Origin of the sequence: Zhongshania sp. R06B22, from assembly GCF_040892595.1 — a bacterium.
Classification (GTDB): domain Bacteria; phylum Pseudomonadota; class Gammaproteobacteria; order Pseudomonadales; family Spongiibacteraceae; genus Spongiibacter; species Spongiibacter arctica.
Map to the genome: position 1 here is coordinate 71,330 of NZ_JBFRYB010000001.1, position 24,682 is coordinate 96,011.

Annotated in this window: 20 protein-coding genes; 5 read left to right on the top strand and 15 right to left on the bottom strand. The window is 46.5% G+C overall.

All coding sequences use genetic code 11. From position 1 onward, the window contains the following. Positions 1 to 47 precede the first annotated feature (47 nt). A complete protein-coding gene (locus AB4875_RS00305; protein WP_368374030.1) occupies positions 48 to 2,096 on the top strand; it encodes an oxidoreductase in 2,049 nt (682 codons plus the stop codon). A 358-nt stretch (positions 2,097 to 2,454) separates the two neighbouring features. On the opposite strand, the gene AB4875_RS00310 is transcribed toward AB4875_RS00305, so the two are convergent. Next, positions 2,455 to 3,519 (bottom strand): hypothetical protein, encoded by a 1,065-nt coding sequence (locus AB4875_RS00310; RefSeq protein WP_368374031.1) that lies wholly within the window; start codon positions 3,517 to 3,519, stop codon positions 2,455 to 2,457. A gap of 237 nt (positions 3,520 to 3,756) precedes the next feature. Between AB4875_RS00310 and AB4875_RS00315 the strand changes: the two genes are divergently transcribed. From AB4875_RS00315 to AB4875_RS00325, 3 genes are all read left to right on the top strand, one after another. Further along, the gene (locus AB4875_RS00315) at positions 3,757 to 4,464 is read left to right on the top strand and encodes a hypothetical protein (protein ID WP_368374032.1); all 708 of its coding nucleotides are present in this window, start codon (positions 3,757 to 3,759) and stop codon (positions 4,462 to 4,464) included. A gap of 51 nt (positions 4,465 to 4,515) precedes the next feature. Next, on the top strand, positions 4,516 to 4,740 hold the full coding sequence (locus AB4875_RS00320) for a Sec-independent protein translocase subunit TatA (RefSeq protein ID WP_368374033.1): 225 nt from the start codon (positions 4,516 to 4,518) through the stop codon (positions 4,738 to 4,740). A gap of 611 nt (positions 4,741 to 5,351) precedes the next feature. Then, positions 5,352 to 6,695: an O-antigen ligase family protein gene (locus tag AB4875_RS00325; protein ID WP_368374034.1), complete on the top strand. Its 1,344-nt coding sequence runs from the start codon at positions 5,352 to 5,354 to the stop codon at positions 6,693 to 6,695. Positions 6,696 to 6,732: 37 nt separating this feature from the next. Here the strand turns inward: AB4875_RS00325 and AB4875_RS00330 are convergent, their stop codons facing one another. The 14 genes from AB4875_RS00330 to AB4875_RS00395 form a co-directional block, all read right to left on the bottom strand. After that, on the bottom strand, positions 6,733 to 8,739 hold the full coding sequence (locus AB4875_RS00330) for a polysaccharide biosynthesis protein (RefSeq protein ID WP_368374035.1): 2,007 nt from the start codon (positions 8,737 to 8,739) through the stop codon (positions 6,733 to 6,735). 223 nt (positions 8,740 to 8,962) lie between these two features. Beyond that, positions 8,963 to 10,138 (bottom strand): DegT/DnrJ/EryC1/StrS family aminotransferase, encoded by a 1,176-nt coding sequence (locus tag AB4875_RS00335; protein WP_368374036.1) that lies wholly within the window; start codon positions 10,136 to 10,138, stop codon positions 8,963 to 8,965. A gap of 48 nt (positions 10,139 to 10,186) precedes the next feature. After that, positions 10,187 to 10,828, bottom strand: coding sequence for a NeuD/PglB/VioB family sugar acetyltransferase (locus tag AB4875_RS00340; RefSeq protein WP_368374037.1), 642 nt, complete (start codon positions 10,826 to 10,828; stop codon positions 10,187 to 10,189). 290 nt (positions 10,829 to 11,118) lie between these two features. Beyond that, positions 11,119 to 11,718 carry a sugar transferase gene (locus AB4875_RS00345; RefSeq protein WP_368374038.1) on the bottom strand — a complete coding sequence of 200 codons (600 nt, stop codon included), beginning with the start codon at positions 11,716 to 11,718 and terminating at the stop codon, positions 11,119 to 11,121. Further along, the gene (locus AB4875_RS00350; protein ID WP_368374039.1) at positions 11,715 to 12,848 is read right to left on the bottom strand and encodes a glycosyltransferase family 4 protein; all 1,134 of its coding nucleotides are present in this window, start codon (positions 12,846 to 12,848) and stop codon (positions 11,715 to 11,717) included. Before AB4875_RS00350 ends, AB4875_RS00345 begins: the two co-directional genes overlap by 4 nt. A gap of 34 nt (positions 12,849 to 12,882) precedes the next feature. Continuing rightward, a complete protein-coding gene (locus tag AB4875_RS00355; RefSeq protein WP_368374040.1) occupies positions 12,883 to 13,983 on the bottom strand; it encodes a glycosyltransferase in 1,101 nt (366 codons plus the stop codon). A gap of 74 nt (positions 13,984 to 14,057) precedes the next feature. Further along, positions 14,058 to 15,242, bottom strand: a complete 1,185-nt coding sequence (locus AB4875_RS00360; RefSeq protein ID WP_368374041.1) for a hypothetical protein — start codon at positions 15,240 to 15,242, stop codon at positions 14,058 to 14,060. 368 nt (positions 15,243 to 15,610) lie between these two features. Then, positions 15,611 to 16,573, bottom strand: a complete 963-nt coding sequence (locus AB4875_RS00365) for a glycosyltransferase family 2 protein (protein ID WP_368374042.1) — start codon at positions 16,571 to 16,573, stop codon at positions 15,611 to 15,613. A gap of 16 nt (positions 16,574 to 16,589) precedes the next feature. Further along, positions 16,590 to 17,981, bottom strand: a complete 1,392-nt coding sequence (locus AB4875_RS00370; RefSeq protein ID WP_368374043.1) for an oligosaccharide flippase family protein — start codon at positions 17,979 to 17,981, stop codon at positions 16,590 to 16,592. Between the two features lie 76 nt (positions 17,982 to 18,057). Then, the gene (locus AB4875_RS00375; protein WP_368374044.1) at positions 18,058 to 18,654 is read right to left on the bottom strand and encodes an acyltransferase; all 597 of its coding nucleotides are present in this window, start codon (positions 18,652 to 18,654) and stop codon (positions 18,058 to 18,060) included. Next, entirely contained in the window at positions 18,654 to 19,763 is a 1,110-nt protein-coding gene (locus tag AB4875_RS00380; RefSeq protein WP_368374045.1) for a DegT/DnrJ/EryC1/StrS family aminotransferase, read from the bottom strand. Before AB4875_RS00380 ends, AB4875_RS00375 begins: the two co-directional genes overlap by 1 nt. Positions 19,764 to 19,808: 45 nt before the next feature. Further along, positions 19,809 to 20,846 (bottom strand): NAD-dependent epimerase/dehydratase family protein, encoded by a 1,038-nt coding sequence (locus AB4875_RS00385; RefSeq protein ID WP_368374046.1) that lies wholly within the window; start codon positions 20,844 to 20,846, stop codon positions 19,809 to 19,811. 24 nt (positions 20,847 to 20,870) lie between these two features. Next, complete coding sequence (tviB, locus tag AB4875_RS00390) at positions 20,871 to 22,145, bottom strand: Vi polysaccharide biosynthesis UDP-N-acetylglucosamine C-6 dehydrogenase TviB (RefSeq protein ID WP_368374047.1); 1,275 nt, start codon at positions 22,143 to 22,145, stop codon at positions 20,871 to 20,873. A 398-nt stretch (positions 22,146 to 22,543) separates the two neighbouring features. Then, positions 22,544 to 23,203 carry a hypothetical protein gene (locus AB4875_RS00395; RefSeq protein WP_368374048.1) on the bottom strand — a complete coding sequence of 220 codons (660 nt, stop codon included), beginning with the start codon at positions 23,201 to 23,203 and terminating at the stop codon, positions 22,544 to 22,546. Positions 23,204 to 23,496: 293 nt separating this feature from the next. Here AB4875_RS00395 and AB4875_RS00400 point away from each other — a divergent pair, with 293 nt between their 5' ends. Then, positions 23,497 to 24,681, top strand: coding sequence for an outer membrane beta-barrel protein (locus AB4875_RS00400; protein ID WP_368374049.1), 1,185 nt, complete (start codon positions 23,497 to 23,499; stop codon positions 24,679 to 24,681). Position 24,682 lies beyond the last annotated feature (1 nt).

Here is a 24,682-nt window from a genome sequence, read left to right on the forward strand (position 1 = left end):
AACTTCAAGCGATATCTTGACGTCGTCCAGATATCGCGAGCCATGCTATGAGCCTAGAAAACCAAAATTATCCCCATCTCCTTGCCCCCCTCGATCTAGGCTTTACTAGCCTTAAAAATCGGGTAGTCATGGGCTCCATGCACACCGGTCTAGAAGATCGCTTTTGGCAGTTCCCCAAACTCGCGGCGTATTTCGCGGAGCGGGCTAAGGGTGGCGTTGGCCTGATGATCACAGGTGGATACAGTCCAAACCGCAGCGGCTGGCTTTATCCCGGCGCCAGTACCTTTAATTCGCGCTTAGATGTTCACAATCACCGCAAGGTCACCAAGGCGGTACACCAAGCTGGTGGGAAAATCTGTCTACAAATACTTCACGCTGGTCGATATTCCTATCATCCACTGTCCAAAACCGCCTCAACTAGCAAAGCGCCAATCAACCCTTTTAAGGCCCGCGCCTTAAGCACCCGTGGCGTAGCCAGCACAGTGAAAGATTTTGCACGCACCGCGCAACTGGCCCAAAAAGCGGGTTACGACGGTGTCGAGATCATGGGTAGTGAAGGGTATTTAATTAATCAATTTTTGGCACCAGCCACCAATAAACGCAAAGATCGCTATGGCGGCAGCCCTGAAAATCGACGCCGCTTTGCTGTTGAAATCGTGAGTGCTGCGCGTAAAAAAGTCGGCCCTAATTTTATTATTATTTTCCGTTTATCAATGCTCGATTTAGTGCCCGACGGCTGCACTCGCGAAGAGATAGTAGACCTAGCCCGCGAGATTGAAGCCGCTGGCGCCACCTTGATTAACACCGGCATTGGCTGGCATGAAGCGCGCGTCCCCACTATTGTCACCTCGGTGCCTCGCGCCGCATTTAGCGAAGCCACAGCCGCCGTAAAGCGGGTGGTCAACATTCCCGTTATCGCCTCAAACCGTATTAATATGCCGGATATCGCCGAGCACATTTTAGCTAGCGGCCAGGCCGATATGGTGTCGATGGCCAGACCCATGCTGGCCGATGCAGAATGGGTAAATAAAGCTGCTAGCAATCGTAGCGACGAAATTAATACCTGCATCGCCTGCAACCAAGCTTGCTTAGATCATACTTTCCAATTAAAACGCGCCAGCTGCCTGGTAAACCCGCGCGCCTGCCACGAGACTGAACTGGTGTTTAAGCCCGCAGCTAAGGCCAAGAGAATTGCGGTCATCGGCGCTGGCCCTGCAGGGCTGTCCTGCGCCACCGCGGCGGCAGACTGCGGCCACGAAGTTTATTTATTCGATCAAGCAGACAAGATCGGCGGCCAATTTAATTTAGCCAAAACCATTCCTGGCAAAGAGGAATTTGGCGAAACCCTGCGCTACTTCGACAAAAAGATTGAACGCTCAGGAGTAAATCTCAGACTGAATCATCGCGTGGAGAAAGCCGAACTTATCAGCGGCGGCTACGACGATATCATCGTTGCTACCGGTGTTAGCCCACGCGCGCTGAGTATTCCCGGTATCGATCACCCCAAAGTGGTTTCCTACATCGACGTATTAAAAGGCAATGTCACCATCGGCAAGCGGGTCGCCCTCATCGGCGCCGGCGGCATCGGCTTTGACGTGGCAGAATATCTCGCCCACGACCACAGCACCGAGCTCCCCCAAAGCCTCGCCAGCTGGTCTGCCGAATGGGGAATAGATCAAAACAGCGCTGAACGCGGCGGCCTGGTAGCGGGCAAGCCCCAGCCCTCACAGCGAGAGATCTTCTTACTTCAGCGCAAAACCACCGCGCTTGGCAAAGACTTGGGCAAGACCTCCGGCTGGGTACACCGCGCCACCCTCAAGAACAAAGGCGTCAATATGCTCGCTGGCTGCAGCTACGACCGCATAGACGAGCAAGGACTACTCATCAGCCAAGACGGAAAGCAGCGCTTATTAGAGGTCGACCACATTGTTATCTGTGCGGGGCAGGAACCACTTAGAGAGCTTTACAATTCTGAGTCCGAGCAAGGCGCTAAACCAGCCCAGCGCTACCATCTCATCGGTGGCGCTAATATCGCCTCAGAGCTAGATGCCAAACGCGCTATACGTGAGGGCGCTGAGTTAGCAGCGAGTCTTTAAAAGGTAATTTATCGGGATGGCGTGCGCTGTAGCGAGAGTAATGACTCACTACAGCGCAGCTTTCTGCCGCGCAATATTGGGTGCTAACTCCGTGAGTTGCCCCACCGCGCTGATAATAGAGTTGCCGATTATCGATATAAATGGGCTGAGGATCTCAGCCCAATCAAAACCGTATTAAAACTATAGAAGACATGCACGAGCCTTGAGTAAGGATTAAGCAAAGCAGGCACTTGCCTGCCTTACTCTCTAAGGGCTTGATCCTTGCGTGACCTAAACCGTAAGTATTTCTGCCCAGACTCGCCCGGCCAATATAAAAGGAATCATAAGCAGTCTATAACTCAGCCGGCAAGGCAATCATTTACTCGTCTGATTCCGTCTCTTCAAATTCAATATAAAGACTGGGCTGTGCGCTAGCGACAGGAACAACCGCCGACTGCTTGCGCGGCGCCTGTTCAATGGCCGGCGTACTGTAGGTCATAGAACTAAGTTTTACGGCTTCGGCCAAGCTGCGAGCTTGCTCCCGCGGCGGCATTGCCGCTAGGTTTTTAATGCCAACCTCTGCGTTAATTAGCTGCAACAGACCGCCTACATAAAGTATGTATTGCTCGGCATCCTCGGCATCTATTTCAATAATTTTCTCCGCTTCCTCGGCAACATAATAAGCGTGCAAGGCAGCAGTGTGAGCTATATCACATACCCGCCGCACACCCTCACGGTCACGATAATTCCTTTCGATAAACTCGCCGGCGTAGTCGACCGCCTCCTCGGCTTTATCATAAGTCACCTCAGCGACATCATCGGCGTTATTGGATTTCGCCTCGTCGAGTTTCTGTATCGCTTTATCTAAGTAGGTGGTTTTTAAAGTTTCGATTTCAACTTTCGCGTAGTACTCGAGCACGCTAGCTTCGTCGTTTTTCGCGCTGGCAAGCCGGCCGCCCTCTATATCACGGATTAGGCTTTCCAGCTTGACGGTCGCCTTGTGATAGAGCTTTGGGTGGAGAGTGTCAGTGTTTAGCTCGGCGAGGACTTTGCGGTGTTCAAGAACCCTGCTCAGGGTCAATTCCACTGTTGCTTTATTGCTATAGGCATCTGCAACTAACTTTTTAGCGGCAAAAGCTGCACTGATCGCGGCAATCTTCTCTTCCGGCTCACGCGCATCCTTACTGAGCTTAAGTGCGCTCTGCAGTTTTTCTCTGGCGTTTTCCATATGCGAGGGCGCGTAAAACTGCAGCTCAGCGGCAATCGCTTCTTCATATGCAGCTGAGGCCTGTCTAATCGCATCTATCGGAGTGATATCTGCGTTGCTGGCTCGTGCCATGGCATTCAATTCGATTTGCTCACTGTTTGCTACATTGGTCGACATGCAGCCTGTGACTAAAACTAAAGTACTCGCTAGTAATAACAGATGAAATTGTATTGGCATTTACTACTCCGTTTTTATTGAAATCCCTTCTAAATAGTATGTCGCTCTAACCGCCACACAGCAGGAGACGCGCCATTATCTAGCAATATAACAAAATATGGCGTACTAGAAGGATAAACCATAGGGGAGCGTCAAAGTAATAAAAGAACGGATATTAAACCTATACAGACCTAAAGATTGGTTAACTAAAACCCCGCAGCTGCTTAAATTGAGAGCTAAGTATAAGAGTAGGCCAAAATGATATTAAAAAATCACGTTCTCGCAGCGTGTAGCGTATTTGTATTTATATTTTGCTTTATAGCCGGCTGGTGGGTCATTGCTGGACTAGTACCTCCGCTCTCACCGTCGGCCACAGCAGAGGAGGTCGCGGCATTTTATCAAGGCAATCAACTCAGAATACAGATTGGCATCGCACTAGCCATGTCCTCAGTAGCTTATATTATTCCCATGGCCAGCGCCCTAGGCTACCAACTAAGACGAATTGAAGACTCCAAGCCTATGCTGGCAAACGCTCAGCTCGCGTGCGCCACCGCCACCGTCGCTATTGTTACCGTAGCCCTTATCATTTGGTCGGTGGCCGCGTACAGGCCCGACAGACCCATTGAAATCACATATTTACTGAATGATTTGGCATGGATTGGTTTTACAATGCCGGTATCCGGCATCGTAGTATGGATGCTCTGCGTGGGCCTTTGTGTATTTTCAGATAAAGCGTCAAAGCCTATATTTCCCAGATGGGCGGGCTACCTAAGTTTGTTTTGCGCAACACTGACACTACCCGGCTTCCCCGTGGTGATATTTCAAAGTGGCCCTCTTGCTTGGAATGGCCTTTTATCCTTTTGGATCGCCCTGACTGCCGCTATTACATGGATGACCGCCATGTCATTTTTGACCATCCGCGCCGCAATTACGGAATCAAATAACAGCGCAAGCTTGGCCACGTAGCGAATTATAAAACTCGAACTCAAGCATAAACAACAAAGGTAGGACAAAATTATGGGATTAGGTGGAATCGGAATTTGGCAGCTACTTGTCGTACTCGCCATCATCGCAATGGTATTTGGAACAAAACGGCTAAAAGGAATTGGCGGCGACCTCGGCGGTGCAATAAAGGGATTCAAAGACAGCCTGCAGGATAACAGCGACAAAGCCGGCTCCCCGACAATACACGACAGTATCAGCGCAGAGATAAGTGAAAGCACAGCAACAGACAAGAAATAGTTGCGCAGCATTGGCACCGTTTGAAAAACGGGATATCTGCCGCCTAAGTCATACCCCGCATCAGGTGGCTGTTTTCGGCGAGCACATTTTTTAGCAAAGCGCTTGGCGGCCCAGCATCGGATGCAGATCAACAAACAGGGCCGCAAAATGGCGGTACAAGGCCGGCTTTGCTCATATTCTATGACAGCCTCGAGCGAGGATTAATCTATACAGACTTGGAGCTGTATAGATCCTATTTACTGATCAACATAGGCCTATACCCGTTTCGAGACCATATCTAGACCACAAGCATTTTCTAATGTATTGCTGATCAGTCTAGAATGAGGCCGCCCTCAGAGACAGATTCCCCCCAGCTAGTTGCTATATCACACTTCAATCGTGAGTAATTCGCTAAGCTCATATTGCAAAATCAGTACACAATACCCTTCAACACCTCGAAATCTATTCGCATTGCTGTCTCGGCTTATTTTATAAAAACAAAGTATTAAGTCTTAATTAGATATGCAAACACCTTCCAGCTGTACATCCAATTTACAATGTGGCTATATCGCTGCCTCAACAGCTAATTATAAGCTCTTTAATTAAATACCTAGCGACAATTAGGTCAATTCGTGGACACCCAAATCAGCTATCGCCGAAAATCACATCAAGATTTACAGATTGCCATCTGTTGCGCACTAATCTGGATTCCACTCCCCCTAGGTAGTAATAGGCCGTGGTCAACGGGGTTAGTCATAGCGATCATTTCAGCAATTGGTTTTGTCTGGGCAATCCGTAGATGGAAGCAAGCTACCAAAAACTCTGCCGCACTCACAAAAGCGAAGCCGGCAATACTAGCCCTCGTTACCGCGCAACTATTAGTGGCCGTGCAGTATTTTGGTGGATTAAGCCTTGCCCCAAGCGAGACGTTTAATCACCTACTGCTAGGATCGGCGTATACGCTTCTTTTTGTCCTCGTTCTCGATTTATTTACTACGCGTAAGTCGATCAATTTATTACTGGGCACAGTTGTTATCAGCGGCACTTTTCAAGCATTTTATGGCTCTACCATGGCGCTATCAGGCTTAGAATGGAGTTTTTTCGCTACAAAAGAATACATGCAGGGACTTGCCACTGGAACGTTTGTGAACCGCAACCATCTTGCCGGTTATCTGGAGATTACCGCAGCGTGTGGTATCGGCCTACTCCTAGCACTTCGCGACCACCGCACACTTTCACTAAAATCTATAATTGATTGGATATCAGGCCCGAAAGCACTCATTCGTATTGCGCTTGCGATCATGGTTATTGGACTGGTCATGACCCGATCTCGTATGGGTAATGTCGCTTTCGTAGCATCTATGATCTTTACCGGCGGGATTTTAGCAATAGGGATTCCCAAACTTCGCCTGAAGTTACTTGTTATTCTAACAAGCCTACTCATAATTGATTTTCTTATCGTGACCCAGTACTTCGGTCTTGACGAATTACAAGCGCGTCTAGCAAATACCCAATTTGACGACAAAATCATCGCGGGCGAAGTGCTAGCCAAACAAAATGTGATTCGCGACGACGTCATCGGCTACGCCAGTGTATTGTTAAAAAAACACGCACTAAGCGGCAGTGGAGCTGGTAGCTTTGAAGTGATTTTCCCCTCAGTTGCGGGGCCAAATATTACCCGCCATTTCACCCATGCACATAACGATTACATGCAATTCGCCATTGAGTATGGAGTGCTTGGCGCAGCAATTTTTATGTGCTTTTTCCTATTTACTTTTTACCACGGAATCCGAGCCCTGCTGCTAACTAACTCTAGCTACCGGAGCGGGATAGGTTTCGCTTGCGTGATGGGCATGACCGCGATTGCGATACATTCATTTGCGGACTTTAACCTGCAGATTCCTGCCAACGCAGCAACATTTACCGTGCTCTCTACACTGGGGCTGCTAGCTAGGTTCCACACTCGCCAAGACTAGTCCAATTAAAGCCTTAGCCAAAATATACTGTCTTCCATTAAATCGCGACACCATAATAATTAAGCTTGCTCGATGGCATACTTGCACTAGCTATGGGTTCAGCAATATCCTCCAGCAGCAAATCCACAATATCACCCTGGGGCTGGTAGTCCGTGACAAATCGCATCAATAGCTCCCGCAGCTTTGCCACATCACCGCTACGCAACAGAACCTCCATTTGCCAAAGGGCATCTTCCACCTCAGCCCAACTTAAATGGCGCTCCCTCGCGCTCATAATCATCGGGTGATCGGTGCTAACAACGCCATCGCCAACCAAAAGTTCTTCAAAAAGTTTTTCACCTGGTCTTAAACCAGTAAAAACCACCTTAATATCCCCAGAACCATCGTCCGCGTTATAAGGCGAAGAGCCCGCAAGCTTAATCATTTGCAACGCCAAATCTAAAATACGTATAGGCGAACCCATATCTAATACAAAGACGTCGCCACTCTGTCCCATAAAACCTGCTTGCAGCACCAAGCTTGCCGCCTCAGGAATAGTCATAAAATAGCGGGTTATGTCTGGATCGGTGATTGTAACGGGCCCACCTTTTTCTATCTGTTCCTTGAATAAAGGAACAACAGAGCCAGATGAACCAAGCACATTACCGAATCGAACAATAGTAAAGTGAGTAGATGAGCTGAATTCACGATCAGCGAGTCCTTGCAAAATCATTTCAGCAAACCGCTTACTGGCCCCCATAACGTTAGTAGGGCGCACAGCTTTATCGGTCGATACTAATACGAAATGTTTAACACCACTATCTAAGCTAGCCTGAGCAGCATTTAAGGTACCAAATATATTATTCCTTAGGCTAGACACCACATTATGCTCCACCATAGGAACGTGTTTATATGCTGCAGCGTGATAGACGGTATCCACGGAATAAGATCTCATGACCTGCTCAAGATGATCCCGACTCTGGACGTTACCCAATATCGGGATAATGCGAACAGAATCATACTTTTCTATTTTACTCGCTATAAGCTCTCGCTCGATGGCGTATAAGTTATATTCAGACAGTTCAAACAAAACAACGACAGCAGGCCCCTGCCTAAAGATTTGACGGCAAAGTTCACTACCAATGGAGCCACCAGCACCCGTTACCATCACAACCTTATTTTCAATATTAGCACCGAGTAGCGCTGCATTTGGTGGAACCACGGTGCGGCCCAGCAAATCAGTGATATCAATATCTCTAATATCGTCAGGCGATACCCGGCCATCGGTTAATTCTGCGAAACTCGGCAATACACGCACCCTAACGGGTAGTAGACTTAATTTTTCTAACAAGAACTTTTTATGTTGAGGTGAAATAGCAGACATCGCGAGTAAAACATCATCAACTTCTCTCTCCTTTATCAAACCCTCAAGGCTATCAAAAGAGTACACCCTAAAGCCGTTTAAACTACGGCCATGCAACGTGGCGTCATCGTCGACAAATGCAATAGCACGCATTTTCGCGTCACTAGCCAGAGAATGTACTAACTGCACCCCGACTGAACCAGCACCGTAAATAATTACATTACGAGCATTTTTTCGCTTAGCGCTATACCCAAAGGGAGACAGCTCCCGCAGAAGAAGGCGCATTGCAAAACGCAAACCCAGCATCAGCGGCATAGCCAAAAGCCATTGAATCAAAATCAAAGAGCGAGGTAAACTAAGCTGTAACACTAAACAAATTGTCACCCATGCCAGAACAGAGAAGCTAACCGCTTTAGCTATCACCCACGCATCGTCAGCACAAAAGTACCGAATCACCGAGCGATAAGCGCCAAATGCGGCTAAGACCATGACGCCCACCAAAGGAACGATAAGACAGACCAATCCATACTTCTGAAGTGGTGCACCTGCATTCCCAAGGCGAACGTAGAGCGCGAGCCAAGCCGAGGCGAATAGTGTCAGTGCATCAAGGGAGACTACCAAAGAAAATTTAACCAGGCCGGGAGCAGACAGCAATACGCGCAATATAAGGGCGGCAGCCCCCCTACTTTTAAGGTTTTCCAATTTCGCGCCTCGACAACTGAATCTTGCCTAATTATTCTTAGAATTTTTTGGAACGACAAAAATCAGACAATCAATTGCCGAGTGCAGGAATCACGCTACGAGCGCAGCTAATATACTACAGGCAAATTTTGAGAACTAGCGCTCATTATGTGAGGGTCCTCCCTATAGCCAGACAGAGCTTAAAATAATGCATAAAAATGAGCCTAATCACTACAAAGAAGCATTACTTGCAGGCTAATTCCGCCACCGTAGCAACCACCTCGCAGGTCTTCTGAATCTCCTCCGACGTCAAGCTAGGATGAACCAAAAACATTACACTGCTCTCCCCCAAATGCTTTGCACTAGGCAAGCGCTCAGAGGGAGATAACCCTGCATCAACAAAGCACCGCTCCAAATAGACCTCAGAGCACGAACCGGAAAAACAGGGAACACCGTGATCGTTAATCTCCGCAATCACTCGATCTCGGTTCCAACTTAACCCCAGCTTCTCAACCTGAATAAATGCGTAGCATTTATACCACCCATGCTCGATGTCAGCCGGGACATTAGGCACCCGAAATAAATCTGTCGCTCGCGCAGCACCCAATATTGCCAGAGCATTTACTTTACGTGCCTCGTGCCAACTGGGCATGCGAACAAGTTGTATTCGACCAACCGCCGCCTGCATCTCTGTCATGCGCCAGTTAGTGCCGAAGGAGTCATGCAGCCAACGGAAACCTGGTGCGTGCTCTCGCTCATAGACAGCCTCCCAGCTTTTTCCGTGATCTTTATAGCTCCACATACGAGACCATAAATCTTTGTCACTGGTGGTGACCATGCCGCCCTCACCACCGGTTGTCATGATTTTATCCTGACAGAACGACCAACATCCAACATGCCCTATGGATCCAACTGAACGACCTTTGTACCTCGCGCCGTGCGCTTGCGCGCAATCCTCAACGACATAAAGCCCATGCCTTTCCGCCAATTCCATGATTGGATCCATATCACAAGGCCAGCCAGCCAGATGAACACAAAGTATTGCCTTGGTTCTTTCTGTGATTAACGGCGCCACCGTGTCTGCAGTGATATTCTGCGACTCTAAATCAACGTCAGCAAAAATAGGTTTAGCGCCTGCATTAACGATAGCCGATGCTGAGGCAAGGAAAGTTCGTGGTGACACAATAACCTCGTCGCCTAGACCGATGCCGAGCCCAACAAAAGCAAGATCCAAAGCAACGGTTCCATTCGCTACAACTACCGCATGCTCCACACCACAATAAGCAGCAAATTCACGCTCAAAATCTCTACCTTCCACTCCTGTCCAATAATTGACTTTATTAGACAAAAGGGTTTTTGAAACGGCCTCGGCCTCTTCTGGAGTAAAACATGGCCAGGATGAAAAACTTGGCAGACTCATTTACAACTAATCCTCGCGCAACATAACTGAATGCGCCTTAACAGGCCGCTAGAAATCGGCAGGGAACTCTGACAGGTCTTTTAATACTTTAGCTGGAGAACCAACATAAACATTATTCTCCTCAGCATCCTTGGTAAGAACTGCCCCCATACCTAGCATTGCGCCTCTCTTCAATGTTATTCCTTGGCGAATTACTGAGCTAGCACCCAGCTCAACACCAGCTTCAACTACAACATTACCGGAAATACCCACCAAATGCGCAGCCGTAACAAACGAGCCGATAACAACATCATGGCCAGTCACTACATTTATATTAAGTATCGTATGTTCACCAACATAAATATCAACTGTAAATACACAATTAGCACAAACAACCGACCCCACCCCAACCCTTACGGAAGACGACATAATGACACTTGGATGAATCAACGTAGCAAACGACGGGGAACCAAGACGGGACATTCGATCGACAACTAACTTACGTGTGCGTGGATTTCCAATCGCAACGACAAATTTCACGTTAGGAAACTCGCCCCATTGATCAATAGATCCCAATATTACTCCTCCTCCGTCATCGTGACTCGTTGCCTTATCATCGAGAAAACCAAGCACGCTATACCCACAATCCTTAGCTAGCACGGCTACCTCTCGACCAAATCCACCAAATCCAATAATTACTATCTCTTTCATACACTATTACCCAGTAAAAAACCCTCTGCCCTACAAAGCTGCAAATCGAAACCGCGCTCAATACCAATCCGAAAACTCGTCCGACCCTATTACTTTGCGGCACGTTATCTTAGCCGTGAGCGTATCAAAATCACACAATCGCGCGTTACATAATTGTAAATACTCTTGTACAACGGCATACCTATTTAGAACTTGCTCATGATTGTTACAAGATAGAACAGCAACGCAGCATCATTCATTTCCACCTAGCACATCAAAAAATTCAGGCGCCATAAACCTAACGAATTGTCCTAGTCATTAGCAGGACTACCGGTAAATTTAGTCATAGTCGCCTCACCCACCGCACTTATACCTTCTCGCACAAAGACTTTTCTCAAGGTTAGAAATAAAATTTTTGCATCCAACGACAGCGATTGATTATCTACGTACCAAACATCCAGCACAAACTTTCCCTCCCAGCTTATGGCATTTCTCCCGTTCACCTGCGCCCAACCAGTAATACCGGGTCTAACCTCGTGCCGACGCGCCTGTTCTACCGAATACAGCGGCAAATATTCCGTAAGTAATGGTCGCGGCCCAACCAAGCTCATATCGCCTTTAAGCACAGACCATAAGCTAAGAAGCTCATCAAGACTAGCAGAACGAAGCGCCACACCAAATGGTGTTAGCCGCTGATCATCTGGCAGCAAATTGCCATCAGTATCTTTAGCGGAAGTCATTGATCGAAACTTAAGCATATTAAATAGCTTACCGTTTAGCCCAGGGCGAACCTGCGTAAAAAGTATTGGCGTACCTAGCTTTAGACGAACGATCAAGGCCAACAAAATCAACAGAGGAGCGAGAGAAACAATGCCGAGTAATGCTATCAATACATCAATACATCGCTTCATAGAATATCGATCTCACGGAGCATCACTTCATTCACTTTATGTACGTCGTACTTTTCTTCCGCTACTTCACGTGAACGCTTACCCATCGTTGCAATAAGTTCAGGATTTTGAATAAACTTCTCCATGGCAGCAGCTAATAATTCTACCGAATATACAGGTACCAAAAACCCATTCTCGCCATCGACTACAGTCTCACGACAACCTGGTGCATCGGTTGTAATTATAGGCCGCCCCATCGCCATAGATTCTAAAACCGTACGTGGAGTACCTTCACGATAACTTGGTAAAACGAACACGTGGCACTCGGCGATAGCTGGCCTCACATCTCTCAACTCTCCCAACCATTCCAAGACATTGGAATTAGCCCATTTCTGAACTTCTGACTCACCAATTCCGTCAGGATTTGGATCTAACCCCCCTACCAATTTGAACTCTACATTAGGGTATTTTTCAAGCAATAAAGAAGCCGCCGCGGCATACTCCCGGATACCTTTATCGCCCAACAGCCTAGCGATTAGTAAAAATTGAAAAATTTCGACATTAGGTAAATCAGACCGGCAATAACTCGACAAATCAACACCCGAGCCATTTAACACCCGTACCGGTTTATCCTGGGCAACTAGGCCGAGATTTTGAAACTCACGAAGATCATCTGGATTTTGAAAGAAGACCAAAGAAGCTTTATCCAGAGCAAAGGCATATAACCAACGCGCTATCCACTGAATCAGCGCTCGCTTTCCCTTGGCTTGGCCAGTAAATGCATAACCCAAACCAGTGATAAGTGCTACCCTTTTCGGCACTCCTGCCAAAGTAGCCGCCAACAACCCCCAAATAACAGGTTTGATTGTATAGCCTAAATACAGCCTGGGCTTAATGCGCCTCATCAACGAAAACAAGACAAACATCGCGTACAGGTCACGGATAGGATTGAGGCCAACCCTCGCAATTGGAACGTCGTGGCAAACTACACCTCGAGCCTCAAGCCACCCGCAGGTTTCTTTATCATCAAGCAAGCAGGGCCCTGCCGCATGAACCTCGAGCTTTAGTGAGCACATTGCCTCGATCAACGAGCCTCTAAAATTGCGTAGCGATATATTATGGCCAGCCGTTATAAGAACCTTTTCTACCATAGTATTACCCTAATTATAGACTTACGCCCCCACATTACTTGCCCTTCAACTTGCCATACAAGCCAAGCCATAAATTAACTTTGTCAACGATTGAAAAATTTTCCACCACTCGTTCACGAGCCCTGCGACCCAACTCAGACGCCTCATTTTCTGGTAGCTTCAGTGCGTCACGCAAAGATAAACTCAACGCATGCGAATCTCCCGTTGGCACCAAAAAACCACAATCACCTAAGACCTCACTTACACCGCCGGCATTTGTAGCCACTACAACCTTCTCGCAAGCCATGGCCTCACCTACCACAAGCGCGAACCCTTCCCAAGCAGAGGACAGCACGAACACATCAGCAGCATTTAGCCAATCGGAAACATTATTTTGGACGCCCAGAAACCGAATATGATTATTCAAAGCGAGCTGCTCCGCTAATTCTATAAGCTCATCGCGCAGCTCTCCGTCACCGGCAATCCAAAGCTGTGCCGCGCTACCATTTGCGCGCAATGCCTTATAAGCATGCAAAAGATTTGGATAGTCTTTGGCTTCGTTAAAGCGCCCAACAGCCAAAATAACACGCGAGGTATCAGCGACGTCCATATTACGGCGGATCATAAGCCGAGCAGTAATATTAGGGGAAAACCTAACAGTATCAATACCATTAGCTACAACGACCATTGCGCCACGCCGGATAGCGCCTTTGGCTTCGTACGCCTCTACCGCAGCCTCGCTAACATTCGTTGTGATATCTGACAATAGGCCCGTAGTGCGACAAGCCAGTATACGCAACTTCCCGCCAACGTTATTAGTGTGGACGGACGAAATTATCCTCGGAATTCTCACAGAAAACCTTACCATAATTGCCATTATATTGGCGTGAATCATATGGCTATGAACAACATCAGGACGAAATTCTTGGATGGTTTTTCGCAGAGTAAAATACGCACGGAGGAACCCGCCGATATTTTTTGTAACATTGAGTCCGATTATTTCAATCTCCGCGCTTTCTGGACGGACCAACCCCTTTCCCGCAAGGTAGCAAATTTTCACCGAATGCCCACTTCTGCATAAACCGTCAGCTATATCAACCACCTGCCGCTCGGCGCCCCCAACCTCCAAACCGGTAATTAATAGCAAAATCTTCATTAATACAAAAAACCCAAAAATAAATCGGAAAATGGAAATACAACAACGAACTCTATCTCTTTAAATCAAAAAAATTACCCGCCGATCTCGCGAGAGGACTGATCATACCTACAAGCAGCTGTTAAATACAAATAGGAAAAAAAGAAAGCAGCCATACCTTGAGCATTATTGTAAATAAACTGTCCTTTGAAATGAAAAACCAAAACTGACGAAGCAAAAATTAAAACCAAAATAGGGAAAAATTTTAAAAGCCTAGAAACAAAAACCATCAAAAAACACATCTTAATTATTAGAAAAAATAGCCCGCCAAACAACAAGTCCTTCATATACCCTGAATCCGTATATGCAAAGCCGCCGTCATTAACAACCCCCTCACCTATAAACATAACACTCAAACCTGGCCAGAAATACATACTATCAATCAAATACTTAGCCGATGGATTATCCTGTATATCAAAAAAACTCAACATCCACATTTGATAGACACCAAGCCCAGGCAACTTCAGCAATAAATACAACACTAAAGCCCCTAAAAAAAGTATTATAAAAGCAAAAAAAGGCCTTATACTTAAAGCGTAGAGGAACACTAGGGCAATCGCAAAAAATGAGGTTCGCGCAGCAATAAACCCTGAAAAAACAACTAGCACCAAACCCAGTATCGTACAAATATTAGCAGCCCGCTCCCTAATCATATGGGAAACAAACAATGTCGCTATAAGGCCATATGCTGTTCCAATACTATAGTACCCAGAACCCGCCAAAAATGAGTCTCTATAAGGATTACCCCCGAGGCTATTGCTATACCCGCTAGAATCACCTCTAAAATAATCTAATACAAAAAAATAACTAGGTAGCGACCCGGAAAGTATATTAATTACCGCATTAAGAACATAAACAAAAAGTAACGAACTAAAGAAAAAAGCTAAATTTTTATTAGAATAGAAAATCACATAAACAAAAAAAACCGAAAGAAAAACAAAAAACGCCCTAGCCCAAGCTAATAAAAATGTTGCGCCTTCACCGCCGTTTAATAGTATTCTTATAACAATAAATGCCAGCGACAGCACATACAGCATAAAAAAACCTTTAACGCCATCAGAAAAGTAAACATAATCTTCCTGCCCACTTACCAAGGCCCTCAACACTGGCAAGAATAGAATAATTGCCACAACAAAAGTGAATCCAACTCCACTAGGGAGAAAGGGGACTTGCGGATCAAATGCGACCAAAAAAAGGAAAAACAAACCAAAATACTTCATTCAATCTCACCAATTATTCCAAGCTTTACATCAACGCACACAACATAACCTAGGCTTCCGCCGCCGCATAAACTACCAAACCATACTACAAGCAGCCTCACAGAGGCGTATCAGCGCGCCGCTTAGTTCTAGCGAGATCTAGGACTTAATTTTAGGGAGCAATAACCATTTCTGCCGCCAAACGCTATACGAGCTAAGAGTCACCCGCCGTAGATTCAAAGTGATCTCACTGAACTAACTCAAAAATAATAATTCTACGATGCTAGATTGCAGCATTAGGCACAATCGCTACAACGACGCTGCTGCGCGGACACAGTAAGACACAAACACAACCACAACCTCATTTAATCCATGCTTCCACCTACAACCTAAATCTTATACCCCTGCATCTTTGCCCTGAGTCGCGCCAAACACACAAGCAACCACGGCTGACTAGACAAGCACTTAAACAGTATCTGAAATGGAGAAACATAAGAAATTCGTATCGACTTATCAATATAATCAACGACACCTTTTTTATCTCCATAAATGGCCGACTGATACGCGTAAGAAAACACAGCCGCCGCATAGCTCCTTTTTATTCTCCGATGATTTAAGTCCGGATTTAACAAGGACTCAGCGAATACCCGATCGGTTGCATTCGGAAGAGCAGGATTCACACAATTGTTTTTTAAACTAATCCCAACCATACTTCTGTACCCACCCAAAACATCGTCTAAGTGATATATATTTCCCTTCATGGATTGCTTCACATGTATTTCAATATCGATCGTCTCTGGCGTAAAATTTTCCCAGTAGGAATCATCAAGATCATTGAGAAACATTTTTGATGAATGGGCAAAAAATGGTAGCTTCGAATATAAATCCACCAAGGAATTAATCTTCTTTTTGTGACGCCTAAAAGATGTGTTAGCTTCTTTACCTTCGCTGTCTACAATCAGCATGTCGTGCGAGCAGATGACGCAATTTGAGTCTTCTTCCAACGCATTAAATTGTTTTTGCAACTTATTCTCTAGCGCAAAATCATCGCCATCTATATGACTTATATATTTACCCGTCGCCAAGCGATAGGTCGACACCATATTCGCTATAGCCCCAACATTGCAGGCCTGAAAATTCAATCTAATTAGCTTAGGGTATTTCCTTTGTAAACTTATTAATATTTCTCGAGTACCATCCGTTGAAAAATCATCACCAACGATAATTTCGTATTTGAAATTGACAACTTGACCCACCAAACTCTCTAAACAGCCTGCGATGTATTTTTCTTGATTATAAGTGACTACGCAAACAGACACCTTCGAAGGGTTTTCGTTCTCACAATTCTTCATTTCGACACCCAAGTCCTTACCCACGATTGAAAAACGTTAATCGATCAGCACATACATAAACTAATGCGATCGCTGCCGATGCTACCGCCACCAACTCAAAGGCAAGGACAACACTATTTGGATGCCATGTAATAAAATGTGCACAGACACCGATAGCCACTATTGCAGGCAACGATGGCTTAACAATGTCCAACCAAACCCAAGCTAGATGTACCCCAGGAATAAAGCGACGATGAACGAGCGGCGTCCAAATCACAAAGTATAATACATTTGAAATCAGCCAGGCCCAGCCAGCACCAATCATTCCATAGTTATTCGTAGCCCAAACGACCGATGGAACGAGAATCAATGCAAGTAGCGCACTACCAATTAAATGCAGTTTCAGGTCGCCATTAGCATATTGCAAATAGTATGGAAATGCGCTTACCGCAAGCACTCCATATCCAGCAGCATAAAGCGCCAACACTGGGGCCACTCTACCCACTAGATTGTCATCTCCTGTCCAAGCCCCAAGCACTTGTGCTGAAAAGAAAACGAGCACTAAAGTAATCGGAATCACCGTAACTGTTACTATCTGAGTTGCCTGCCGGTATAACGCAATTAGCTGACCAAGCTCCCCCTTCGCGTGAAGATTAGCCATGCGAGGCATGATGGCTGTGCTAACAGGTCCACTAACGATCATAATACCGCTAGCTAAAAGTGCAGCAACCGTAAAGTACCCATAGTCTGCCAACGGTAGTATTTTCGACAAAATAAGTTTGTCTATCTGTGTTACCAGGACCCATATAGATGAAGTAAATGCGATTGACAAAGAAAACTTTAGAACTGGTTTCAGGGGCGCCCACTGCCAGCGAATTTGCTGACCACTCGGTATAGCCGGCAGCATTTGATAAGCCATAAATACTAGACCGAGCACCTCAACTACCGCCACGCCGAGCTGGAAAATAAAAAATGTTACAGGCGTAGCGCTGAAAAACATCAAGACAGGCAGGACCAGAACAAACCTCAAAGTAGCAATCAAACTATTAAAACCGCTCAGCCATACCAAGCGCTCAGAACCGGAGATAACACCACGATATAAGCCACACATCCACCGCAACGAAACAATTACAGCAATAAACTCTAAAGCCGTGGCAACTTCATACATCGGCAACTCATTGGCATTAAGCCAGCTCGCTGCAATCCAATTAGCAGACACGTAGAGGAGTAAGCCACCAGCGATTGCCACTACGCAGAATACGCCCTCAAGCGCGCGCGCCAAACGCCGATAGTCGAGCAGATCTAGCGCACCACCCCGGAATCGCGCTGTCTCACGAGCCATAGTAGGCGTCAACCCCATATCCAACAAATTGAACCACGCCTGAAGCATGGCGAAAAATCCTACCAAACCATACGCTTCAGCACCCATATATTTTATAACCAGCGGTACCGTTGCGATACCTATTACGAAGATATAAGCTTGGCCGGCGTAATTAGCCAGAATATTACTTCTGAGGGACATCTACCGCTGCCTCAGCCTTAAAGTCAGCCCAAAACAGCTCTTCCAACTTCAGCAAATTGCGCTTTCGCTCTTTCATCCGCCGAGCGGGATTGCCAGCGTAAATACCAAAGGCCTTACAATCGCACCGAACCAGACTTAGCGCTCCAACTGCCACACCCTCTTCCAAAGTGAGGCCTGGCAGGATCACACTACCACTGCCTACAATTACGTGCTTACCTAAAAAGACGTCCGCATGTAGCACACCCGTGTATTTGTTTGGCACCATGGGGTTCGTCATGGTCACGCCGGAATAGTCATCGCTACTCGAATAGATCGAAACACGCGACGATAAATTACTGAAATCAGATAGGGTTATTTTACCTGCACCTATCAGCGTCGTGCCGACCGCAATGTGAACAAAGCTTCCGATATTAATACCCCCCACTCCAGCCGACAGCACGCAGAAATCGTCGATCCGCACATTGTCACCGATCGTAATTGCCTTGCAGTTATAAAACGAAGCGCGATCTGATATCAGAACATTTTCACCAAGGCCGGCGAAACCCATTTTATTTAATTCATCACCGCTTAGTTGAGGCACTATAACGTTCCTATAATTTTGTCGATCACACGCTGCTGCTCAACATCAGTAAGCGCAGGATAAATAGGCAAACATATGACTTTTTGAGCGGCCACATTTGCCGCCGGTAAGTTTTCTGGGTTCGCAGACGGCATATTTCGGTACATAGAAAAATCTGTGATTAGAGGATAGAAGTACCTCCTGGTAAATACTCCGCACTCCTTGAGATTTTCGTACAAATCGTCTCGACTGAGCGAGTAGTCGTCATCAACCAAAATAGGGAAATATGCGTAATTGGCCTCCTCTTCGACTGCATTTTCTAAACAGCGAATACCCTTAACGTCTTTCAGGAGTTTCCGGTACGTAGCATCAACATCTTTACGACGAGCAATTGCGGCGTCGATATGCTTTAGCTGTAACATCCCGAAAGCAGCATTAATCTCACTCATCTTCCCGTTGATACCGGAAGCCACCACCGTAGTTTCATCAACAAAACCAAAGTTTTTGAGCCGGTCGATAGTTAACTTGGTCTTAGCGTCGGGACAGATGATAGCGCCGCCCTCAAAGGTATTAAACACCTTTGTGGCGTGAAAACTCAGCACTGACAGATCACCATGGCGCAGCACGCTACCGCCTTTATCCTTAACACCAAAAGCATGAGCTGCATCGTAAATAAGTTTCAGGTTGTAGTTATCCGCGATTTTCTGAATGGCCTCTACGTCGCAGGGATGTCCGTAGCAATGCACAGGCATGATCGCCGTGGTCAGAGGTGTAATAGCCGCTTCAATCTTCGCAGGGTCTAGATTAAGCGTATTGGGCTCCACATCCACGAATACGGGGGCAATCCCGTTCCACAACAGGGAGTGAGCTGTAGCCACGAAGGAATATGGCGTGGTGATGACTTCTCCTGTAATGCGCAAGGCTTGCAGTGCTGTTACCAGCGCAAGAGTACCATTGGCAAACAATGATAAATGTTTGACGCCCAGATAGTCGCACAGAGCTTGCTCAAGTTGCTGATGAAAGGGCCCGCCGTTGGTCAGAATTTTACTAGCCCATATTTCTTCTAGGTAAGGGATGAACTCCTCCAATGGAGGGAGGTAGGGCTGAGTAACAAAAACCGACTTGGGCATGAACAACACTCTTTAATTAATAGCTAGCACTTACTAAAAGCGACTCTAAGATGACTTAGGTATTTTTTTCGCCACATACCAAGACATCGATTTTGCGATGCCTGAATGAATATCAAATTTAGGCCTATAGCCCAAAAGGTTCCTAATTTTGCTTATATCAGCTTGTGAATGCCGAACATCCCCAGCCCGAAAATCGCAGTACTTCGGTAATCTTTGATAGCTAACACCATTGTCTAGCAATGACTTTGCTAGACAATCAAACAACATATTGAGAGTGGTTCTACCGCCGAATGCTACGTTATAAACTTGATTTAGCGATTCAGCTGCTCGAGTGGTGGCTGCAAGTATGTTGGCCTGCACCGTATTTTCAACAAAACAAAAGTCACGGCTGGTTTCACCATCACCATTAATAAACACTTCGTCGCCATTAATCATTGCAGCAGCCCACTTTGGCATTACCGCCGCATAGGCACCATCAGGATCTTGCCGCTTGCCGAACACATTAAAGTAACGCAAGCCAATTGTATTAAAACCATAGCTGCGCTGAAATACATCAGCATAAATCTCGTTCACGTATTTGGTTGCGGCGTAGGGGCTGAGCGGATTACCAATAACATCTTCAACTTTTGGAAGGGCTGGGTGGTCTCCGTAAGTGGAGCTGCTAGCCGCATAGACAAAGTTTTTTACTTTTGCATCACGCGCAGCTACCAACATATTTAGGAAGCCGTCGATATTCACACTATTGGTCGCAATAGGATCGCTTAAAGAACGCGGCACTGAGCCTAAAGCCGCTTGATGCAGCACATAATCCACACACTCACATGCTTGCTTGCAGTCTCCTAACTTGCGAATATCGCCTTCAATGAATTTGAAGCGCTCCCATTGCTCTGCGCTTACCAGGCTCTTCACCTCGTCTAGATTATGCTGATGGCCGGTGGCGAAGTTATCTAAGCCCACCACGGTTTGATCTAGCGTCAGAAGCTGCTCGAGTAAATTCGAACCAATAAACCCCGCAACACCCGTGACGAGCCATTTTTTTGGCGTTTTTGGTAGCGACACCAAAAGCTTTTCATAAGCTGTCATATTTAATTTTTTCATATTTAATAATTACAAGCGAATATCAGAGGCGCGTGCAGGCAAGATATATTTTAGGTCGTACAGCACGTGCTTTGGTCGCCCAAACGCACGTATAGCCCGTTCATCCATCGCTTTAAACTGACGATGCGCAACGGCCACAATTATGCCGTCATAGGCCTCTACGGGTGGTTCAGCAATCGGTGTAATACCGTACTCAAACTTAGCTTCGACGACATCTACCCAAGGATCGTGCACATCTACTTGGATATTGTATTCTCGTAACTCGGCAATAATGTCGATAACTTTGGTATTTCGCAGGTCAGGGCAGTTTTCTTTAAAAGCTAAGCCCATTAAAAGCACCTTTGCACCATCCACATGGATGCGTTTTTTCACCATGGCTTTCACCAACTGACTAGCCACGTAGGCGCCCATGCCATCATTCAAACGTCGACCCGCTAGGATTATTTCAGGATGGTAACCAATGCTTTGGGCTTTATGTGTGAGGTAATACGGATCCACACCAATACAGTGCCCACCCACAAGCCCTGGCCGGAAGGGCAAGAAATTCCACTTTGTGCCTGCGGCCTCTAGCACCGCTTCTGTATCAATACCGAGCTTATTGAAAATAAGCGCCAGCTCATTTATCAGACCAATATTTACATCGCGCTGGGTGTTTTCAATTACCTTAGCGGCTTCCGCCACTCGAATACTTGGGGCCTTATGTGTACCTGCAGTTATGATTTCCTTGTAAAGCGAATCCACTACATCGGCGATCTCCGCCGTAGAACCCGAGGTCACCTTCATGATTGTGGTCACTCGGTGTTCTTTATCACCAGGATTAATACGCTCAGGACTGTAACCCGCGAAAAACTCTTGGTTAAACGTAAGACCAGATACGCGCTCCAGCACCGGCACACAGTCCTCCTCTGTCGCCCCCGGGTAAACCGTGGACTCATAAATAACAATATCGCCCTTCTTCAACACTCGTCCAATGGTCTCGCTGGCATTAATGAGCGGGGTAAGATCTGGCTGGCGATGCTCATCAATTGGTGTTGGCACAGTCACAATAAATACATTACAGGTCTTTAAGTCCGCTTCATCGGCACTGAAACTTAAGTACTTAGACTCGGCCAACTCTTCTTTACTAACCTCTAGCGTGGAGTCCACGCCCGCTTGGAGCGCTTGTATACGCGTCTTGTTTATATCAAAACCAATAACACAGCGTTTTTTACCAAACTCCGCCGCCAATGGCAGGCCGACATAACCCAAACCCAATACAGCTAGTTTAATTGTAGCTAAAATCATGTTGCCCCATATCCAAATTTATAATCATTACTTTGCATGCCTCAGATAGCGGACAGCTACCACATCAGATATCACTATAACCATCTTCCCCTTGCGGAAGACGGCTTCCAAGCAGCAAGCCACAATCATCAAATCAAAGCGCTAATTATGAAATCGGGAAAAAGGGCGGGAGGACACGAACACCGCAAGCAAAAAACCAACATCGACTTTTTGAGAAAAGAGATACTAATAAGCGCGCTTAACTCGCTGCATTCTTGCTTACAAATACATCTATATTTACAAGATAGACAGGCTATCGCAGGTAAATCTATCAGCTAGATATACACAAATTTTAGTAAAGAATATCACTCACTTTTCGAACACGATAAATTCCGTGCAACTAGTAGGTAGGATCATTTTTAGCTCGGGCTAGCAGCCCCATTAGTATCCCCACCGCTTCCACCACCATTAGTCTGGTTATTACCCGGCGTCGTTGTAGCTGAGCCACTAGCGGTCTGGTCACCACCTTCACTCGCAGCCTGCGTGCGACCGTCGCTCGCGCCTGAATTGATAGCTACACGCTGTTCAGGAGCAGCTTTAACCGCTGCGCTCACAATTTGGCGCGTCATTTGCGGGACCTCTGCCACTGCGGCTGCCACGATGGCGCGGGCGTACTGCGGCACCGCAGCGACTGCCGCTGCAACAATCTCAGCGGCCTGCAAAGGAAGCACCTTTACCGCTGCAGCAACAATTACCGGTGCCATCGCCGGAAGCGCTTTAACTAACGACTCAGTGATGGCGACAGCATGATCGGGATACTCTGCTACCAATGTGCCCACTAGACTTGCAACAAGCTCAACGTCGACGTACGGTCTTTTTGCAAGTAGCTCAGCGCTAACAGTACCGAGTTGCGCTGGCACTGCCTGTAACAACGCAAAATATTCATCGTCTGCCAAGACGATTCCGGCCTGATTTAATGCCGTCACGGCCGCTTGATCGGCAATAACTACAGATGAAAAACAAACACCAGCGGCACAAAATGCCAAGATAGCAACTTGGTTCCTTATTATTCTTCTCATTACTTTCTCCGAGATCACATCGTGATAACCGCGCGCTCAGTACATACGCAGGGATTAGTCGAATCATTTATGGCGTACAAGTTCCGAGAGCTGCGCAGTCTATAGCACCTAATACACAAATGCATTACACTGTGAAAAATTCTCAGCCAGACTAAAATTTAGATAATCAAAGTTTCAACTCATCTGAATATTGAATCCACAGACCTTGTATTTCTTAAGATGCAAGCCTGCATAGCGCTTAAGGCCCCTGTTTAAGTTGAAGGCGCATCAAACACAAAAATAATGGGTAAAAAATGAAGAACAGCGTTATATGCTGCGCAGCACTGCTCGCATCTATTTGTTCAGAAGCAAGTGCGGAAATTAAATTGGAGGATGGTGATAATTTTCTTTCCTTACTTACCCTCGGCGCTCGCCATGATGACAATATCTCCCAAGATCCGAAATCTCAGCCTAGGGACTCGTCGGCGATAGCCATTGTTCAGCCCGCGTTTTTGTTTAAAGTAGGCGGCTCAAAGGTCACACTCGACGGCGCTTACACATTAACAAATACGTCTTATGAGTATGACTCTAAGGACAACCATACAGATCACCAACTTTTACTAGGCAGTCAGTTTGCGCTTGATGCCAGTAACAAAGCATCACTGTCCTTCGATTATATTAAGAAGCAAGACATCAGAACCAGTATCAACCGAGCGGCCAGCGATGAGGAGGTCGGTGATAGATCACGCTTTACGAATTTATCCGGCCAGTATCGGCTCGGCGCCGATTCTGCCCGCGCTCAGCTTGAGCTAAATCTTGGCTCCAGCAATCTTAGCTATTCAAACAACCTTAATACGTCTTCCCAAAATAGACTCAAAGAGCGCGACATGATTAGCCAAGGCGGCACTTTTTATGTCCGAATTGCTCCCAAGACTAGAATCTTACTCGAAGCCATACGCACCGACTTTGAGTACGAAGAATCAGAAAGTCTGCTGAACAACAACGCCACAAAATACTATGCCGGCGTGATCTGGGAAGCAACGGCCAAAACAAGCAGCTACATCCGCATTGGCCAAGAAGACAAGAACTTCGATAGTGACGGCGCACAAGACACCTCAGAGCCGGCGTGGGATATAAATATTACCTGGCAGCCAAGAAGCTACTCACGAATTAACCTTACAACCGGCAAAGGAGCTGCCGAAGGTAGCGTGAGATCCGATGTCATTCAGACGACAAACACCACTCTCAGCTGGACCCATGACTGGTCTTACCAATTTGAATCCCGACTAAGCTACACTTCGATCAGCGAGGACTATGAGGGCAAAACTTTCAATGGACGAGAAGACGACACTAATACTGCGTCCGCAGCCCTTACCTATACAATAAACCGGAATGTGCAGTTTAGCGGCAAATACAGCCGGAAAGAGCGTGTATCAAATTCTCCCGTCGAAGAGTTCGATAGCAATATAGTAGAAATAAACTTGACCCTTGCCATTTAAG

Coding starts and splice junctions, on each gene's coding strand:
- AB4875_RS00305 (WP_368374030.1), top strand. CDS start 48: ATGAGCCTAGAAAACCAAAATTATCCCCATCTCCTTGCCCCCCTCGAT.
- AB4875_RS00310 (WP_368374031.1), bottom strand. CDS start 3,519: ATGCCAATACAATTTCATCTGTTATTACTAGCGAGTACTTTAGTTTTA.
- AB4875_RS00315 (WP_368374032.1), top strand. CDS start 3,757: ATGATATTAAAAAATCACGTTCTCGCAGCGTGTAGCGTATTTGTATTT.
- AB4875_RS00320 (WP_368374033.1), top strand. CDS start 4,516: ATGGGATTAGGTGGAATCGGAATTTGGCAGCTACTTGTCGTACTCGCC.
- AB4875_RS00335 (WP_368374036.1), bottom strand. CDS start 10,138: ATGAGTCTGCCAAGTTTTTCATCCTGGCCATGTTTTACTCCAGAAGAG.
- AB4875_RS00340 (WP_368374037.1), bottom strand. CDS start 10,828: ATGAAAGAGATAGTAATTATTGGATTTGGTGGATTTGGTCGAGAGGTA.
- AB4875_RS00345 (WP_368374038.1), bottom strand. CDS start 11,718: ATGAAGCGATGTATTGATGTATTGATAGCATTACTCGGCATTGTTTCT.
- AB4875_RS00350 (WP_368374039.1), bottom strand. CDS start 12,848: ATGGTAGAAAAGGTTCTTATAACGGCTGGCCATAATATATCGCTACGC.
- AB4875_RS00355 (WP_368374040.1), bottom strand. CDS start 13,983: ATGAAGATTTTGCTATTAATTACCGGTTTGGAGGTTGGGGGCGCCGAG.
- AB4875_RS00360 (WP_368374041.1), bottom strand. CDS start 15,242: ATGAAGTATTTTGGTTTGTTTTTCCTTTTTTTGGTCGCATTTGATCCG.
- AB4875_RS00365 (WP_368374042.1), bottom strand. CDS start 16,573: ATGAAGAATTGTGAGAACGAAAACCCTTCGAAGGTGTCTGTTTGCGTA.
- AB4875_RS00370 (WP_368374043.1), bottom strand. CDS start 17,981: ATGGGTGCTGAAGCGTATGGTTTGGTAGGATTTTTCGCCATGCTTCAG.
- AB4875_RS00380 (WP_368374045.1), bottom strand. CDS start 19,763: ATGCCCAAGTCGGTTTTTGTTACTCAGCCCTACCTCCCTCCATTGGAG.
- AB4875_RS00385 (WP_368374046.1), bottom strand. CDS start 20,846: ATGACAGCTTATGAAAAGCTTTTGGTGTCGCTACCAAAAACGCCAAAA.
- tviB (WP_368374047.1), bottom strand. CDS start 22,145: ATGATTTTAGCTACAATTAAACTAGCTGTATTGGGTTTGGGTTATGTC.
- AB4875_RS00395 (WP_368374048.1), bottom strand. CDS start 23,203: ATGAGAAGAATAATAAGGAACCAAGTTGCTATCTTGGCATTTTGTGCC.
- AB4875_RS00400 (WP_368374049.1), top strand. CDS start 23,497: ATGAAGAACAGCGTTATATGCTGCGCAGCACTGCTCGCATCTATTTGT.